This window comes from Curvibacter sp. CHRR-16, from assembly GCF_018474005.1.
Classification (GTDB): Bacteria; Pseudomonadota; Gammaproteobacteria; order Burkholderiales; family Burkholderiaceae_C; genus Allorhodoferax.
Genome location: NZ_JAHCSH010000002.1, coordinates 619149 through 635432 on the forward strand (window position 1 = coordinate 619149; position 16284 = coordinate 635432).

The 16284-nt window shown below is 59.6% G+C and carries 13 protein-coding genes; 1 reads left to right on the forward strand and 12 read right to left on the reverse strand.

What is annotated here, in order from left to right:
- Window positions 1–2: 2 nt before the first annotated feature.
- The 12 genes from mraY to KIK84_RS06550 form a co-directional block, all read right to left on the reverse strand.
- Window positions 3–1181: a phospho-N-acetylmuramoyl-pentapeptide-transferase gene (gene mraY / locus KIK84_RS06495; protein ID WP_214122213.1), complete on the reverse strand. Its 1179-nt coding sequence runs from the start codon at window positions 1179–1181 to the stop codon at window positions 3–5.
- Window positions 1175–4177 (reverse strand): bifunctional UDP-N-acetylmuramoyl-L-alanyl-D-glutamate--2,6-diaminopimelate ligase MurE/UDP-N-acetylmuramoyl-tripeptide--D-alanyl-D-alanine ligase MurF, encoded by a 3003-nt coding sequence (murF, locus tag KIK84_RS06500; protein WP_214122214.1) that lies wholly within the window; start codon window positions 4175–4177, stop codon window positions 1175–1177. The genes mraY and murF overlap by 7 nt, the downstream gene beginning before the upstream one ends.
- Window positions 4177–5910, reverse strand: coding sequence for a peptidoglycan D,D-transpeptidase FtsI family protein (locus KIK84_RS06505; RefSeq protein WP_214122215.1), 1734 nt, complete (start codon window positions 5908–5910; stop codon window positions 4177–4179). Before KIK84_RS06505 ends, murF begins: the two co-directional genes overlap by 1 nt.
- Complete coding sequence (gene ftsL / locus KIK84_RS06510; RefSeq protein ID WP_214122216.1) at window positions 5907–6212, reverse strand: cell division protein FtsL; 306 nt, start codon at window positions 6210–6212, stop codon at window positions 5907–5909. Before ftsL ends, KIK84_RS06505 begins: the two co-directional genes overlap by 4 nt.
- Complete coding sequence (rsmH, locus tag KIK84_RS06515; protein WP_214122217.1) at window positions 6209–7138, reverse strand: 16S rRNA (cytosine(1402)-N(4))-methyltransferase RsmH; 930 nt, start codon at window positions 7136–7138, stop codon at window positions 6209–6211. Before rsmH ends, ftsL begins: the two co-directional genes overlap by 4 nt.
- 15 nt (window positions 7139–7153) lie before the next feature.
- Window positions 7154–7582, reverse strand: coding sequence for a division/cell wall cluster transcriptional repressor MraZ (gene mraZ, locus KIK84_RS06520; RefSeq protein WP_214122218.1), 429 nt, complete (start codon window positions 7580–7582; stop codon window positions 7154–7156).
- A gap of 274 nt (window positions 7583–7856) precedes the next feature.
- Window positions 7857–9194: an ATP-dependent protease ATPase subunit HslU gene (gene hslU / locus KIK84_RS06525; protein ID WP_214122342.1), complete on the reverse strand. Its 1338-nt coding sequence runs from the start codon at window positions 9192–9194 to the stop codon at window positions 7857–7859.
- An 11-nt stretch (window positions 9195–9205) separates the two neighbouring features.
- Entirely contained in the window at window positions 9206–9754 is a 549-nt protein-coding gene (hslV, locus tag KIK84_RS06530; RefSeq protein WP_214122219.1) for an ATP-dependent protease subunit HslV, read from the reverse strand.
- Between the two features lie 55 nt (window positions 9755–9809).
- Window positions 9810–11522 (reverse strand): STAS domain-containing protein, encoded by a 1713-nt coding sequence (locus tag KIK84_RS06535; protein ID WP_214122220.1) that lies wholly within the window; start codon window positions 11520–11522, stop codon window positions 9810–9812.
- Between the two features lie 26 nt (window positions 11523–11548).
- Window positions 11549–12241, reverse strand: coding sequence for an RNA polymerase-binding protein DksA (dksA, locus tag KIK84_RS06540; RefSeq protein ID WP_214122221.1), 693 nt, complete (start codon window positions 12239–12241; stop codon window positions 11549–11551).
- A 102-nt stretch (window positions 12242–12343) separates the two neighbouring features.
- Window positions 12344–13393: a CobW family GTP-binding protein gene (locus KIK84_RS06545; RefSeq protein ID WP_214122222.1), complete on the reverse strand. Its 1050-nt coding sequence runs from the start codon at window positions 13391–13393 to the stop codon at window positions 12344–12346.
- A 39-nt stretch (window positions 13394–13432) separates the two neighbouring features.
- Window positions 13433–14620, reverse strand: coding sequence for a class I SAM-dependent rRNA methyltransferase (locus KIK84_RS06550; protein WP_214122223.1), 1188 nt, complete (start codon window positions 14618–14620; stop codon window positions 13433–13435).
- A gap of 80 nt (window positions 14621–14700) precedes the next feature.
- Here KIK84_RS06550 and KIK84_RS06555 point away from each other — a divergent pair, with 80 nt between their 5' ends.
- Window positions 14701–16254: a methyl-accepting chemotaxis protein gene (locus KIK84_RS06555; protein ID WP_250207781.1), complete on the forward strand. Its 1554-nt coding sequence runs from the start codon at window positions 14701–14703 to the stop codon at window positions 16252–16254.
- Window positions 16255–16284: the final 30 nt, after the last annotated feature.

The window sequence follows — 16284 nt, forward strand, 5'->3', positions numbered from 1 at the left end:
GCTCACCTCAACTTCAGGGTGGACAAGCCCACCAAGCACAAGAACATGGTGATGATCCAGAAGCGCACCACCACCTGCGTTTCTTTCCAACCGCTTTTCTCAAAGTGGTGGTGCAAAGGGGCCATCTTGAACAGGCGGCGGCCCTCGCCAAACTTTTTCTTGGTGTACTTGAACCAAGTCACTTGCAACATCACGCTCAGTGCCTCGGCCACAAAGACGCCACCCATAATGGCCAGCACAATTTCTTGCCGCACGATGACGGCCACCGTGCCCAGCGCACCGCCCAAGGCCAGCGCGCCCACATCGCCCATGAACACCTGCGCAGGATGGGTGTTGAACCACAAAAACGCCAAGCCCGCCCCGGCTATGGCCGAGCAGAAAATGAGCACTTCGCCCGAGCCGGGAATGAAGGGGAAGAACAGGTATTTGGAATACACCGCGCTGCCGGTGACGTAGGCAAACACGCCCAAGGAGCCACCCACCATGACCACGGGCATGATGGCCAAGCCGTCCAAACCATCGGTCAGGTTCACGGCGTTGCTTGAGCCCACGATGACCAAGTAGGTCATGATGACAAAGCCCAGCACACCCAGCGGGTAGCTCACTTCCTTGAAGAAGGGCAAGAGCAAGCCTGCGCGGCTGGGCAGGTTGATTTCAAAGCCCGAGCGCACCCACGCGCTCATGAGCTCGAACACGCGCACATTGGAGCCTTCGGACACGGCAAACACCAACCAAAAAGCGGCCAGTAGGCCGATGACGGATTGCCAGAAATACTTCTCGCGTGAGCGCATGCCCTCGGGGTCTTTGCGCACCACTTTGCGCCAGTCATCCACCCAGCCAATGGCCCCAAAACCCAGCGTGACCAAGAGCACCACCCACACGAAGCGGTTGCTCAAATCAGCCCACAACAAGGTGGAAATAGCGATGGCCAACAAAATGAGCACGCCGCCCATGGTGGGCGTACCGCTTTTGGCCAAGTGGGTTTGCATGCCGTATTCGCGGATGGGCTGACCGATCTTGAGCGCACGCAAGCGGGCGATGACGGCAGGGCCTGCGGCCAAGCCGATCAGCAAGGCGGTGAGCGCACCCATCACGGCGCGGAAGGTCAGGTATTGGAATACCCGCAAAAAACTCAGGTCGTGTCCCAAGCCTTGCAGCCATTGGGCCAGCATCATCAACATGCGTGTTCTCCTAATCCAGTGTCGGTGCCGGTGTGGGCTTGGATGGACAACACCACCCGCTCCATGCGCATGAAACGCGAGCCCTTGACCAGCACACTGCTTGCCTGCGCTAGCACCAAAGGCAGTGCGTCTTGCAGGGAAGCCATGTCCGCGAAATAACGGCTGCTGGGTGCTGCCGCAGCAGCGTGCTGCGCCAGCTCTCCAGTGAGCCAAATGTGTTCAATGCCGCAGGCTTGGGCATAAGCCCCGGCCTCGGCGTGGAAGGCGGGGCCTTGCTCGCCCACCTCGCCCATGTCCCCCAGCACCAAGAGGCGCGGGCCGGGCAAGTCGGCCAACACATCGATGGCAGCGTGCACCGAGTCGGGGTTGGCGTTGTAGGTGTCGTCCACCACGGTCAGGTAGCGCGGTGGCTCGCTCTGCACCGGGTGCGGCAGCGTCAGGGCTCGGCAGCGGCCTTGCACGGGTTCAAACGCGCTCAAGCCTGCGGCAATGGCCGCCAGCGGCACCCCTGCGGCCACGGCACAGGCCGTAGCGGCCAAGGCGTTGACTACGTGGTGGCGACCGGCAATGGCCAAGGTGCAATCGAACGCTCCGAGTGGTGTGGCGATTTGCAACTGCCAACCACCCTGCCCCCACTGCACGCGGGTGGCGTGCACATCGGCCTCGCGCTGCAACCCAAAGCGCAGGGTACGGCGCTGGCCAGCCAGCGCTTGCCACAGTGGGGTGTAGGTGTCGGCATACGGAAAGACGGCCACGCCATCGTCTGGCAAGGCTTGCAGAACGCTGCCGTTCTCCTCAGCCACGGCCTGCACGGTGTGCATGAATTCCAAATGCTCGCGCTGGGCGTTGTTGACCAAGGCCACCGTAGGCTGGGCCACGGCAGCCAAATCGGCAATTTCGCCGGGGTGGTTCATACCCAGCTCGACCACAGCCATGCGGTGGGCGCTGCGCAAGCCCAGCACGGTGAGCGGCACACCAATGGCGTTGTTCAGGTTGCCACGGGTAGCCCATGCGGCCTCGCCCGCATGGGCGCGCAAGATGCTGGCCGTCATTTGGGTGACGGTGGTCTTGCCGTTGCTGCCGGTCACCGCAATCACAGGCAGGCTTTGCTGGCTGCGCCATGCCGTGGCCAGTGCCGTCAGAGCAGCCGTGGTATCGGTCACCTCGATGCGGGGCAGTCCGGCGGGATAGGCATCAGCAGGCAGCCCAGCGTGGCACAGCAAGGCTGCGACGCCTTGCGCTTGCGCTTGGTGCAAGAAGGCGTTGGCATCGAAGCGCTCGCCGCGCAGGGCGATGAATAAATCGCCCGCCATGGCGGTACGGGTGTCGGTGTGTACACGGGCAATGGGGGTTTCACCCACTCCCACCAACTGCGCTTGCAGTTGCGGGGCTTTCTGCTGCAGCGCCTGCTGCAACTGCTGCAGCGTGGCCATGGGTTTGGCACGCTGGGTGAGCGCGCGCTGGGCGTGCTCTTGGTCGGCAAACGGCATTTTTTGTCCGGCAATTTCTTGGGTGGCCTCGTGCCCCTTGCCCGCCAGCAACACCACGTCGTTGTCAGCAGCTTGGCTCAAGCTCCAAGCGATGGCTTGGGCGCGATCCAACTCCACCTGCACATGGTGTTGCTCTGGTGCACCCAACAATATCTGGGCGATGATGGTTTGGGGCGATTCGCTGCGCGGGTTGTCGCTGGTCACCACCACTTGGTCTGCATGGCGGGCCGCAATAGCGCCCATGAGCGGGCGCTTGCTGGGGTCGCGGTCACCACCGCAACCAAACACGCACCACAGCTTGCCGTTTCGGGCATCGGCCAAGGGACGCAGGGCCAGCAGAGCTTGCTCCAATGCATCGGGTGTGTGGGCATAGTCCACCACAGCCAAGGGGCCCGCGCCTATGCACTCCATGCGACCGGGCACGGGCAGCAAGTCTTCACACGCCGCTGCCGCCACGGGCAAAGACATGCCCATGGCGCGCAAGCTGCCAATCACGGCCAGCAAGTTCAATACGTTGTAGCTGCCGATAACCGCAGCGCGCACCGGCACGCGGGCACTGCCTTCGCACACGGTGAACTGCACACCACGCTGGTTGTGCTGCACCTCCACGGCCTGCAAATGGCGCTCTGGGCGCTCAGTGGGTTGATGTGCCGCTTGCAGACCATAAGTCCACACCGTCAGCGGCTTGCCTGTAGCTGGCTGGCGCAGTGCATCTTGCACCAACTCGGCCGCCAAGGCTTGGCCTTGCAAATCATCGGTATTGATGACCGCATGCTCCAGACCGGGCCACGCAAACAGTTTGCGCTTGGCTTGCCAGTAAGCCTCCATGGTCTGGTGGTAGTCCAAGTGGTCTTGCGTGAAGTTGGTGAACACGGCCACGCGCACGCGCACGCCCTCTAAACGCAACTCGTCGATGCCGATGCTAGAGGCTTCCATAGCGCAAGCCGCCAGCCCGTCTTGGCGCAAACGCTGCAGTGTGTTTTGCACCACCACGGGATCGGGGGTGGTCATGCCCGTGCTGTGCACCACCGGAGGAACGCCCACACCCAGAGTGCCAATCACACCGCAAGGTATGGGTTTGCCCGTGGCCTGTGCAGGTGCCTTGCCCAAGGCTTGCGCCAGCCACCAAGTGGTGCTGGTTTTTCCATTGGTTCCTGTCACAGCCAGCACCGACAAATGCTGCGATGGTTCGCCATACAAAACACTGGCAATGGGGCCACTCAAGGCCTTGAGGTTGGCCACTGCGGCCACGCGGCCTGCAGGCCATTGCTCGGTCATGCCCGATGCAATAGCGGCATCCAAACCGTGTTGCTCCACCAAGCAAGCAGCAGCACCGGCTTGCAGGGCGCTGGCGACATATTGGCGACCATCGTGCGCGGCACCGGGCCATGCTACAAAGGCTTCGCCCGCTTGCACGCGGCGGCTGTCGGTCACCATGCGCTGTACGCCTTGGGCTTGCAACCACTGCACCACGCTAGTGATATCGGTCAGGAGTGGAATACCCATCACAAACTCTCCTCCACCGCATCGGTCACTACCAAGGGGCGCACCGACATATCGGGCTGCACCCCCAGCATGCGCAGGGTTTGCTGCACGGTGTCGCTGAACACTGGGGCGGCCACATCGCCACCAAAGTATTTGCCATTGGTGGGCTCATCAATCATGACGGCCACCACGATGCGCGGCGCATCAATGGGCGCGATGCCGACAAAAAAACCGCGGTATTTGTGGCTGGCGTAGCCCTTGCCCTCTACCTTGTGGGCGGTGCCGGTTTTGCCGCCGACCGAGTACCCCATGGTCTGCGCCTTGGGGGCGGTGCCGCCAGGGCCAGTGACCAAGTGCAGCATGTCTCGCACTTGCTTGGCATGGATGGGGTCGAGCACCTGCACACCAGCCACCTCGTCTGTGGTTTTGAGCAAGGACACGGGAACCAGAGCACCGTCACGGGCAAATACACTGTATGCCCTGGCCAACTGGAACAAGCTGGCCGACAGCCCATAGCCATAGCTCATGGTGGCTTGCTCAATAGGACGCCACGTTTTGTAGGGCCGCAGCCGACCACTCACAGCCCCGGGAAATGGCACTTGGGGTTTTTGCCCCAAGCCGACTTGGGTGTAGATATCCCACATGTCTTTGGAAGCCATGCGCAAGGCAATTTTGGCAGTTCCCACATTGCTGGATTTTTGGATAACCTCGCTCACCGTCAAATCCCCATGGGGGTGGGAGTCGGTGATGGTGGAACCGGTAATAGTCATTTTTCCCGGTGCAGTAGCAATGACTGTATTGGGTGTGACCATGCGTTTTTCCAGCGCCCAGCCGATGATGAAAGGCTTCATGGTGGAGCCTGGCTCAAAGGTGTCAGTCAGTGCCCGGTTGCGCAGCTGCTCGCCACTCAAGTTGGCGCGTTTGTCGGGCTGGTAGCTGGGGTAGTTGGCCAATGCCAGTACCTCGCCAGTCTTCACATCAAGCACCACCACACTGCCCGCTTTGGCCTTGTTTTCCAACACGGCATCACGCACCTTTTGGTACGCGAAAAACTGGATCTTGCTGTCAATGCTGAGTTGAACGTCTTTGCCATCCACCGGGGCACGGCTGTCGCCCACATCTTCCACCACGCGGCCCAAGCGGTCTTTGATGACCTTGCGAAAACCATTCAAACCCGCCAAGCTCTTGTTAAAGGCCAATTCCATGCCTTCTTGGCCGTTGTTCTCGACGTTGGTAAACCCCACCACGTGGGCCGAGGACTCGCCCTCGGGATACACGCGCTTGTATTCCCGGGTTTGGTAAATGCCCTTGATGCCCAAAGCCTCGATTTGCTTGCCCACCTCGGTGTCCAGTTGGCGCTTGACCCAAACAAAACTCTTGTCTTCGTTGGCCAGTTTGCGTGCCACATCGGCAGCGGGCATGCCCAGCAGTTTGGCCAATTGGGCCAGCTGGGTTTTGTTCATCTCCACGTCTTCCGGTATGGCCCAGATGCTAGTGGCCGGGACGCTGGAAGCCAGAATCAAGCCATTGCGATCCAGAATGCGGCCCCGGTTGGCTTGCAGCTCCAGCGTGCGCTCAAAACGCACCGCGCCTTGGCGCAAGAAGAAGTCGTTGCCCACCACTTGGATGTAGGCCGCACGCCCCACTAGCACGCAAAAACCAGCGGCCAGCATGGCCACCACCAACTTGCTGCGCCATGGCGGCGTGGGTGTGGCCAGCAGCGGGCTGGAGCTGTAGTGCACGCTGCGTGTCATGGTGCCCCCTTGTCTGATGCCTCTGCAGGGCTGGGCACGGGGGTGTAGTGCGCATAGGTGGTAATAGCCGGATTGGCTTGGCGCATCTTGAGTTTGTCGGTGGCGATCTTCTCCACCTTGGCTGGCGTGGCTTGGGCGCGCTTGGCCACCACCAGTTGCTGGCGCTCCAACTCCAAACGGCGCGCTTCGGCGTGGGCTTTTTCCAGCGCCACAAAGGTGCTGCGCGACTCGTACTGGACACTGACCAGATAGAGCGCGCTGAGCAGCACCGCCACCATGAGCACGAGGTTGAGCCGAATCATGTAGGCAACCTCTCTGCTACCCGCAGCACGGCACTGCGCGCGCGCGGGTTGGCCGCCACTTCGGCCTCGCTCGGGAAAATGCGACCCAAGGCCTTGAGCGCCATGGGCTTGCTGGGCGCCATGGGGTTGCGGCGGTCAAACTCCTCTTTGGAATGTTTGGCGATGAACTGCTTGACGATGCGGTCTTCCAGCGAGTGAAAGCTGATGACAGCCAAGCGCCCACCGGGTTTGAGCACGCTCAGCGCAGCGAGGAGTGCTTGTTGCAACTCTTCAAGCTCGGCGTTGATGAAAATCCGAAAAGCCTGAAATGTGCGCGTTGCAGGGTCCTTGCCCGGCTCGCGGGTTTTGACCGTGTCAGCCACGAGCCCGGCCAACTCGGCGGTGGTTGAAATTGGGCCCCGTTCCTGTCGGCGCGCAACAATCGCCTTTGCAATGGGGAAAGCAAACCGTTCTTCACCGTATTCACGTATCACCTCCGTGATGTGTTGCACCGTGGCTGTTTCCAGCCACTGGGCCACGCTCTCGCCCTGTGTAGGGTCCATGCGCATGTCCAGCGGCCCATCGGCACGGAAGCTAAAGCCCCGAGCCGGATCGTCGATTTGGGGCGAACTCACCCCTATGTCCATCAGCACCCCATCCACACTGGCCGCAGGCAGGGTGGACAAATCGGAAAACGGTGCATGGCGGATGGCAAAGCGCGCATCGGCTATCGTGGCAGCAGCCGCGATGGCCTGCGGGTCGCGGTCAAATGCCTGCACCCGTGCCTGCGGCCCCAAGCGCTGCAACAACAAACGCGAATGACCGCCACGACCGAAAGTGGCATCGACAAAAACGCCCGCTTGAGCGCTAGGCAATGGCTCTTGGGGTGTGCCCACGAGGGCGGCTACCGCCTCGTCGAGCAAGACAGTGGTGTGTTGTAACTGCATGGTGACCACTGCCCTTCAAAACGAGAAGTCCCTGAACACGTCAGGCATTTCTGCCTGCATGGCTTGGGCTTCTTGGGCCTCGTACGTGGCCTTGTCCCACAACTCGAAATAACTCCCCATGCCCAGCAGCACCGCTTCTTTGCTGATACCCGCCGCTTGGCGCAATTCGGGCGCAATGAGCACGCGGCCCGTGCCATCCATCTCGGCATCCATGGCATTGCCCAAGAAGATGCGCTTCCACCACTGGGCTGACATGGGCAAGGCGGCAATGCGCTCACGGAATTGCTCCCACTCGGGACGCGGAAAGATCATGAGGCAACCATGGGGGTGTTTGGTCATGGTCAATTGCCCAGAAGCAGTGGCCAATAGGACGTCACGATGCCGGGTCGGTACTGATAACCGACCCTTGGCATCCAGACTCAGCGATGACGGTCCTTGGAACACCCGGAAAAACCCCTTGATTTGTGCACGTGCTAGCTAGGCAGGGCAATTTGGGCACTTTTTCCCACCAAATTGCACTTTTTTGCACTGTAGCAGTAAAAGCGCAAGATGCAATAGGGCTTGCGTGATTTTTTTCCAATGAAATCAAGGACTTAGAGCGATTTTAGAAGGTTCCCCACAAGCAAAAACCGTTCTAAATTAAGCACTTAGCGAAGGGTCTGAAAGTGAAGCATTAGCACCAAACCAGTGCCAATGCTCCACGCAACACAGGGTGTTTTCAGAGGATGAAGCGCGACAAGTCTTCGTTTTGGCTCAGCGCAGCCAAGCGCTGGTTGACGTACTGGGCATCGATGTGCACGGTTTGACCGCCCATGGTGGTGGCGCCAAAGCTGATTTCATCGAGCAAGCGTTCCATGACCGTGGCCAAGCGGCGAGCGCCGATGTTTTCGGTGCGCTCGTTGACCTCGTGGGCGATCTGCGCCAAACGGGCAATGCCATCGGGCGCAAAGTCCAGCGTGACACCTTCGGTCAGCAACAGGGCCTGGTACTGCTTGAGGAGCGAGGCGTGGGTCTGGGTCAAGATGGCCTCGAAGTCCTGCACCGAAAGTGATTGCAACTCCACCCGGATCGGGAAACGCCCTTGCAGTTCCGGAATGAGGTCACTGGGCTTGCTCAGATGGAAGGCACCCGAAGCAATAAACAGGATGTGGTCGGTCTTGACCATGCCGTACTTGGTGGATACGGTGCACCCCTCGACCAAGGGCAGCAAATCACGCTGCACACCTTGGCGCGACACATCGGCCGACGAGCCGCCCTCGCCGCGCGTGGTGACCTTGTCGATCTCGTCGATAAAGACGATGCCGTTTTGCTCCAGCGCCTGCAGGGCCTCGGACTTGATGGCATCTTCGTTGACCAGCTTGCCTGCCTCTTCGTCGGTGAGCAGTTGCAACGCTTGGGCAATGGGCAGCTTGCGGGTCTGGCGTTTCCCCGCGCCCATCTGGCCGAACAGACCACGCAGCTGTTCGGTCATTTCCTCCATACCCGCAGGGCCCATCACCTCCAGTTGCGGCACAGGAGCGGCCACATCCAACTCGATCTCACGCTCATCGAGCTGGCCTTCGCGCAGTTTTTTGCGAAACACTTGGCGCGCGGTGCTATCGGAGCTGCTGCTGGACTCGGCCCCCCAGTCGCTGGTGCGGGCGGGGGGAATCAAGATGTCCAAAATGCGCTCTTCGGCCGCATCACGGGCGCGTTCACGCACTTTGCGCTTTTCAGTTTCGCGGGTTTGCTTCACTGCCACTTCGGCCAAGTCGCGGATGATGGTGTCTACATCTTTGCCCACATAGCCCACCTCGGTGAATTTGGTGGCTTCGACTTTGATAAACGGCGCATCAGCCAGCTTAGCCAAACGGCGGGCGATCTCGGTTTTGCCCACGCCCGTGGGGCCGATCATGAGGATATTTTTGGGCGTGATTTCTGTGCGCAAGCTGGCATCCACCTGCTGGCGACGCCAGCGGTTGCGCAGGGCAATGGCCACTGCGCGCTTGGCCTGCGCTTGGCCCACGATGTGTTTGTCCAATTCGGCCACGATGTCTTGTGGCGTCAGGGCTTGGATGGAACTGGCAGTCATGACAAGGTTTCGATGGTGTGGTTCATATTGGTGTAGATGCACAGCGAGCCGGCAATCTCCAACGAGCGTTTAACAATTTCTTGTGCCGACAAATCGGTGTTTTGCACCAAGGCCAAGGCCGCCGACTGGGCGTAAGCGCCACCCGAGCCGATGGCCAGCACACCGTTTTCAGGCTCCAGCACATCGCCATTGCCGGTGATGATGAAGCAGGCCTCCTTGTCGGCCACAGCGAGCATGGCCTCCAACTTGCGCAACACGCGGTCGGTGCGCCAGTCTTTGGTCAGTTCAATGGCTGCACGGGCCAACTGGCCTTGGTGCTTTTCTAGCTTGGCCTCAAAACGCTCGAACAGCGTGAAGGCATCGGCCGTAGCCCCCGCAAAGCCCGCCAGCACACGGCCTTGGTAGAGTTTGCGCACTTTGCGCGCCGTGCCCTTGATGACGATGTTGCCCAGCGTGACCTGACCGTCCCCGCCGATAGCGACCTGCACACCGTCGGGGGTCTGGCGGCGTACGCAAAGAATGGTGGTTCCGTGAAATGCTTCCATAGCAACAAAAAAATAAAGCGGCACAAGGCCGCTGGTGGATAGGAAAACCCAGGGTTCAGAGATCGCGCAAGACGAGCTTGGCGTGCTCTTGAATACCCAACACATGGAAAAACGCGGCGACCAAGCGGTGCAGGTCTACCAATTCCACGCGCTTGCCTTCAGATTGGCGCTTTACCGCCCAATTCAAGAGGCTACCAGCAGCGGTGAAGTCCATGCGCTCCAAATCTTGGCATTCGATGACCAACACGTCTTGCGGACGTGCAAGCGCAGATTCCATCGCATCGAGCGAAGCACTCACATCCCCGGTGATATTGCCGCGCAGGGCCAAACCTGTACTGCCCATCAAAGGCATGCTGGTGGAGACAGCCAAGGGAGCAGGCTTACTCAGGGCAGGCAGCTCGACCGTGCGGCAGCTACAAACCGGACGCTCCCACTGGGGCGGGGACAATTCGTAGGTGACACAAAAATCCAGTGCCGCCAGTTCGAAGTCTTCTTCACGCTGCATCACCTGCAGCATGGTCAGGCGCAGGTGCCACCAGACTTGATCGACCGCCGCATCCCCCACCGGAGTGCGGTTTTGCAAGACAGCCAGTAATTCGTTTTCACCCGCAAACTCCAACACCAAGGGCTGCGACACCCATTGCTGTGCCAAGGCACGCAGGGTAGGCACCGCCGATTCATCCATGGACTCGGCGTTGCGCCAATCGAGTATCCATGGCGACGGCTGATTTTGCAGAGCATGGCTCAAGGCGCGCATAGAGCTGGCATCAAGCACAGCAGGACTCACCCAATGGGCTCCGACCAAGGGGCGATGCTCAGCAGTCAGCGTGACCGTGAAATCCATGAGTGCAGATTCTTGCCAAGCAGGTGCTCCCTGCGGCCACAGATGGGCGTATTGGCGCACCATGGCATCAAACGTTGGGCGATTGCCCCCCAAGCGGTACAAATCGAGCAAAGCCGCTGCCCAATTGACGGCCGTAGCCGAGGACACACCTGGCTTATCCAGCGCAGCACGCAGCACATTGGCTGCACCTTGATCGTCGCCATTGGCAAAGCGTATAGCGGCTTCTTCCAATTCGGGGTCACTGGCCAAGACTGGCCCATGCAGGGTGAGCAAATCGGTAGACGAAAAGTCCACCTTGAATGCAGAAGCAGCCGCAATCGGTGGGCGGTTCGATGGAGGATTCGCTGAAGGAGATGCGGCCACTTCCACCGATAGCGTGGGCGGCGACAGCACCGTGGGCGCATAGCTGGCGGCATCCTCGTGCGTTTTGGCTATTTGTATCGGCTCGGTCGGGGCAAAGGAAGCCGCCTGTGGATGCATATCCATTTGCCGGGTTGGCTCCAGCGCTGGAGGCAAAGTGGGCGTCAGATTGGTGTCCGGGCTTGGCCGGGTGGGGCCGGCATCGGGCTGTCCGCGCCACCATTGCTTGGACATTTGGGCTTCGATTTCATCGATTTTTTTGATCGTATCGGCCCGATAGCCAGACTCGTGCTGGCTGGCCAAGAAAGACGACACTGGTGGTTGGCGCGAACCACTGGTGACCGATGTGTGGTTGCGCAATTTACGCAAGTAATCGAACTCGCGCTTGCGGATCAGGTCGTTTTGGCGCTTGCGCTCGATCATGGCTTTGAGCATCTGCTTGTCGTAAGCAGAGTCTTCAGGCAAACGCGATGCCCCGTCATCAGAAGGCCAATCCTTGCTCGGATTGCGAACGAACTGCGCGACTTTGCTCAGCAACCCGGGACGTTCGTCTTGATCAGCCATATCGAGCGTTAATCAAAAGTAGTGGCTTAATCGCCAAACATTTTTTGCTTGAGTTCACGGCGCTGCTGCGCTTCCAGCGACAGCGTTGCCGTGGGGCGTGCCAACAAGCGGCCCACACCAATGGGCTCACCGGTTTCGTCGCAGTAGCCATAGTCACCTGCATCGATACGGGCAATGGATTGCTCAATCTTTTTGAGCAATTTGCGCTCACGGTCACGCGTGCGCAATTCCAAAGCGTGCTCCTCCTCAATAGTGGCTCGGTCTGCTGGATCGGGCACCACCACCGTGTCTTCGCGCAAGTGTTCGGTGGTTTCGCCTGCATTGCTCAGGATGCCTTCCTTGAGCACCACCAAACGGTGGCGGAACGCGGCCAATTGCGCCTCATTCATGTATTCGGAATCTGGCATGGACAGCAGCTCAGCATCCGTGAGTTCGTTGGCTGGCTTGGTCTTCCAGTTGTTGGCTAGCTTGGTGTCTTTTTTGATCACGGCGGGTGTCGGTGAAACAGGGGCAATGGGCAAGGTAGAGGTGTAGCTCGCCTTGGGCTTGTTCTCTACAACCGGGGCAGCAGATGCTCCCGGGGCGGCGATTCTAGCGGAGGAGGCAGCAGCGGTTTTTGCTGGTGTTTTGGCAACAGTTTTACTGGCGGCCTTGGCAGGCGCCTTGCTAGAAGGCGCTTTGCTAGCAGCAGTACTGGTTTTGCCTGCGGACGTTTTCACGCGAAGTCTCCCGGCAGCTTAGGCTGCGCACGTTATTTAGGGGGTGGTAAACCACTTGGTACGGAATGCACAAAGCATACCACCCTGCTGTTGCAAATCAGGTCACACAAGACACTGTTCCAAGCCTTGTAGCAAAATGTCCCGTGGTAGGTCAATACCGATGAAGACCATTTTGCTGATCTTCTCCTCCGCATTGGCCCATTCTGGCCCCAAATCGCTGCCCATGAGTTGGTGCACGCCTTGGAAGATGACCTTGCGGTCTGTGCCCTTCATATACAGCACGCCCTTGTAGCGCAGCATGCGGGGGCCGTACACATTGACGATGGCCCCCAAGAAGTCTTCCAACTTGGCGGGATCGAAAGGGCGCGTGGACTTGTACACAAAGCTCTTCACATCGTCGTCCACATGGTGGTGATGGCCGTGACCATGGTCGTGTTCACAATGCCCGTGGTCATGGTCGCAATCGGCGTGATCGTGGTCATGACCGTGCTCCTCGGCTTCCAAGAAGTCGGGATCGATGTCCAATTTGGCGTTGAGATTAAAGCCGCGCAGATCAAAAACCTCGCTCAACGCCACTTCTCCGAAGTGCACTACCTTTTGCTGTGCACGGGGGTTCATGTGCTTGAGGCGGTGTTGCAAATGCGCCAACTCATCGGCCTGCACCAAGTCGGCCTTGCTGATGAACAGGTAGTCGGCAAAGCCCACTTGGCGACGCGCCTCTTGGCGGTCGTTGAGCTGCTGCTCAGCATGCTTGGCATCCACCAAGGTGAGGATGGAGTCCAGCATGTAGCTCTCAGCCACCTCATCGTCCATGAAAAAGGTTTGCACGACAGGGCCGGGGTCGGCCACGCCGGTGGTCTCAATCACCACACGGTCAAATTGCAGCTCGCCTTTGCGGCGCTTGGCCGCTAAATCGCGCAAGGTGGCGCGCAGGTCTTCGCGGATGGTGCAGCACACGCAGCCATTGCTCATCTGGATGATTTGCTCTTGCGTGTCGCTCACCAAAATGTCGCTGTCGATGTTTTCTTCGCCAAACTCGTTCTCGATGACGGCAATTTTTTGCCCATGCGCCTCGGTCAGCACACGTTTGAGCAAGGTGGTTTTGCCCGCGCCCAGAAAGCCGGTGAGGATGGTGGTAGAGATCAGTCCCATGGTGTGTCGTCCTTAAAACTTTTCAGTGTAGAGAAGCTGTCAAGCCCCCCGCCGCATGACCACCAGCCCCTTGAGGTACTCCCCTTCTGGGAAAGTGAGTGTCATGGGGTGATCGGGTGCTGCGCCCATGCGCTCCACGATGTAGCCATCGACGCCCGCATCACACCCGGCGGAGGCCACAATTTTGTGGAACAAGTCTTCGCTGATGCCGCCTGAGCAGCTATAGGTAAAAAGCAATCCACCGGGTTCGAGCAATTGCAGCCCCAAGCGGTTGATGTCTTTGTAAGCACGCGCTGCGCGTTCGGCGTGCGCCACGGTGGGGGCCAGCTTGGGTGGATCGAGCACGATGGCGTCGAAACGGCGGCCCTCCTGCAAGAAACGGCGCAGAGAAGCGTTGACGTCGGCATCCAGAAATTCGGTGTGGCTGGCGTCAAACCCATTGAGCGCCACGTTGGCACGCGCCTTCTCCAGCGCCGGGCCACTCGAATCGATAGACAACACCTGCTGCGCACCACCTGCCAACGCCGCAACGCTGAAGCCCCCCGTGTAGCAGTAGCAGTTGAGCACCCGCTGTAAGCCCAAGCGACGCACCGTCTGGGCAAAACGCTGGCGGTTGTCGCGCTGGTCGAGGTAAAAGCCCGTCTTATGGCCTTCGGCCACGTCCAACGCCAGCTTCCAGTCGTGCTCTTGCAGCACCACCGCCGTTGCACCATCGCCACGCAACCACCCCGTGGCTTCGGGCAAGCCTTCGAGCTTGCGGCTGCTGCTGTCGGAGCGCTCGTACAGGCGCGTCAGACCGGTTTGGGCCAACACCGCATCCACGATGACCGACTTCCAACGCTCGGCACCGGCGCTGGTGAACTGGCCCACCAAGGTGTCGCCGTAACGGTCCACCACCACACCGGGCAAACCATCGGACTCGCCATGGATCAAGCGCACGCCATTGCTTTGAATGGCAAATCGGCTTCTAGCGCTTACTGCACGCGCTACTGCCGCTACAAAAAAAGGAGCATCTATGCGTTGCGTCTCGTCAAAGCTCCACACCCGTGCGCGGATTTTGGACTGTGGACTGAATGAGGCCCAGGCCAGAAAGGCACCTTCTGCAGATTCGATGCGCACGGTCTCGCCCGCGTCGCCACCGCCTTTGGCGATGGCCGATTCAAAAATCCAAGGGTGGTGGCGAAGCAATGAGCGTTCTTTGCCAGGACGTAAACGGATGTTTTTCATGCTGCGAATTGTCGCTCTTCCAGCCACAAGGCATGCGACTGCCATATAACCTAGGTCGACAATCCACGCTTGGAGACAATATGCAAATGAGATTTAGCCAGCTATTGGCAGCATTGGTAGGTTTGGCGATTGTGACGGTCTGCGTCATTGCAGGTTTTTCGGTACACGCTTTATTCAAAACCAGTGCATCACAGCAAAAGCTGTTCGAGACAGAGATCACCCCGATACGCATTACCGGCACTGCATCGTGGCAAGCGGCCAACCACTTTCGCCGCATGTACCCCTACATCCTCAAACCCGATGAAGCCAGCCGCAAAGAAACCCGCGAGTTAGAAGCGAAGGGTGAAAAAGAAGTTCTCAAGGCGGTGGAGTTGCTAGAGAGCAGTGACGATGCCGCCTTGCGCAAAGCCGGGCAAGACCTGCGCGCCCTGTGGGTGAACTACATCGAGTCGGTGAACAAACTGTTTGGCTTGGCAGATGCGGGTGATGCCGAAGGCGCCATGAACGAACTCAAGGCCAATACCGACCCGCGCTACGTGAAGATCCGCAACCAACTGGTCGAAGCAGGAAAACTGCAAGAACAATTGGTGAAGGACAACATCGACGACTTGGCCAACCGCGTGCGCGCCCAAGCGATCACCGTCACGGTACTGCTGGGCATTGGAGCGGTGTTGTTGGCTGGGCTGGGCTACCGCATCATCCGCTCGGTCAAACAACAACTGGGGGCAGACCCCAGCGAAGTACTGCAGTTTTCGCAGCACATTGCCAGTGGCCATTTGTACAGCTCGCCGACCATCCGCAGCAGCATGGGTGAGCATGCCAACAGCGTGTGGGCCCATTTGCAAGAGTTGCAAAGCCAGTTGCAAACCATGATTCGCCAAGTGCAAGGTACAGCCGACTTTGTGGCGGACTCGTCGGCCGAAATCGCCTCTGGCACGCAAGATTTGTCCCAGCGCACCGAGATGCAGGCCGCCGCCATCGAAGAAACCAGTGCCAGCATGCGCGAACTGGGTGAGCAAGTGAACCGCAACGCAGAGAGCGCAGCCCACGCCGACCAACTGGCGCAAAACGCCAGCACAGTGGCCAACCAAGGCCGCACGGTGGTGGGTGAGGTGGTTAGTACGATGAACGACATCAACACCAGCAGCCAGCGCATTGCGGAAATCATCTCGGTGATCGATGGCATCGCCTTCCAAACCAACATCTTGGCGTTGAACGCAGCCGTGGAAGCAGCCCGCGCTGGCGAGCAAGGCCGCGGCTTTGCCGTGGTAGCGGCCGAAGTACGCAGCTTGGCCCAGCGCAGTGCAACGGCAGCCAAAGACATCAGCGCCCTGATCAGCAGCAACGTGGATCGCGTAGGCCAAGGCCACCAACTGGTAGAGCGTGCAGGCGTGACCATGGGGCAAGTGGTGCAAGCCATTGAACAGGTGAAGAACTTGGTGACCGAGATCAGCACCTCCAGCGCCAGCCAAGCCGATGGCGTACGCCAAGTGGTGGAAGCGGTAGGGCAGATGGATGGCATCACCCAACAAAACGCGGCCTTGGTCGAAGAGACCGCCGCCGCTACGGCCAACTTGCGCCAGCGCTCGCGCGAGCTGGTAGATGGCGTATCGAGCTTCAAGCTCAGCGCTTAAGACCCAGGGCAGGCCACACACCGACCTGCT

Excerpts from the sequence above, each read along its gene's own strand:
- mraY (WP_214122213.1), bottom strand. The coding sequence starts at position 1,181 with ATGTTGATGATGCTGGCCCAATGGCTGCAAGGCTTGGGACACGACCTG.
- murF (WP_214122214.1), bottom strand. The coding sequence starts at position 4,177 with ATGGGTATTCCACTCCTGACCGATATCACTAGCGTGGTGCAGTGGTTG.
- KIK84_RS06505 (WP_214122215.1), bottom strand. The coding sequence starts at position 5,910 with ATGACACGCAGCGTGCACTACAGCTCCAGCCCGCTGCTGGCCACACCC.
- ftsL (WP_214122216.1), bottom strand. The coding sequence starts at position 6,212 with ATGATTCGGCTCAACCTCGTGCTCATGGTGGCGGTGCTGCTCAGCGCG.
- rsmH (WP_214122217.1), bottom strand. The coding sequence starts at position 7,138 with ATGCAGTTACAACACACCACTGTCTTGCTCGACGAGGCGGTAGCCGCC.
- hslV (WP_214122219.1), bottom strand. The coding sequence starts at position 9,754 with ATGGAAGCATTTCACGGAACCACCATTCTTTGCGTACGCCGCCAGACC.
- KIK84_RS06535 (WP_214122220.1), bottom strand. The coding sequence starts at position 11,522 with ATGGCTGATCAAGACGAACGTCCCGGGTTGCTGAGCAAAGTCGCGCAG.
- KIK84_RS06545 (WP_214122222.1), bottom strand. The coding sequence starts at position 13,393 with ATGGGACTGATCTCTACCACCATCCTCACCGGCTTTCTGGGCGCGGGC.
- KIK84_RS06550 (WP_214122223.1), bottom strand. The coding sequence starts at position 14,620 with ATGAAAAACATCCGTTTACGTCCTGGCAAAGAACGCTCATTGCTTCGC.
- KIK84_RS06555 (WP_250207781.1), top strand. The coding sequence starts at position 14,701 with ATGCAAATGAGATTTAGCCAGCTATTGGCAGCATTGGTAGGTTTGGCG.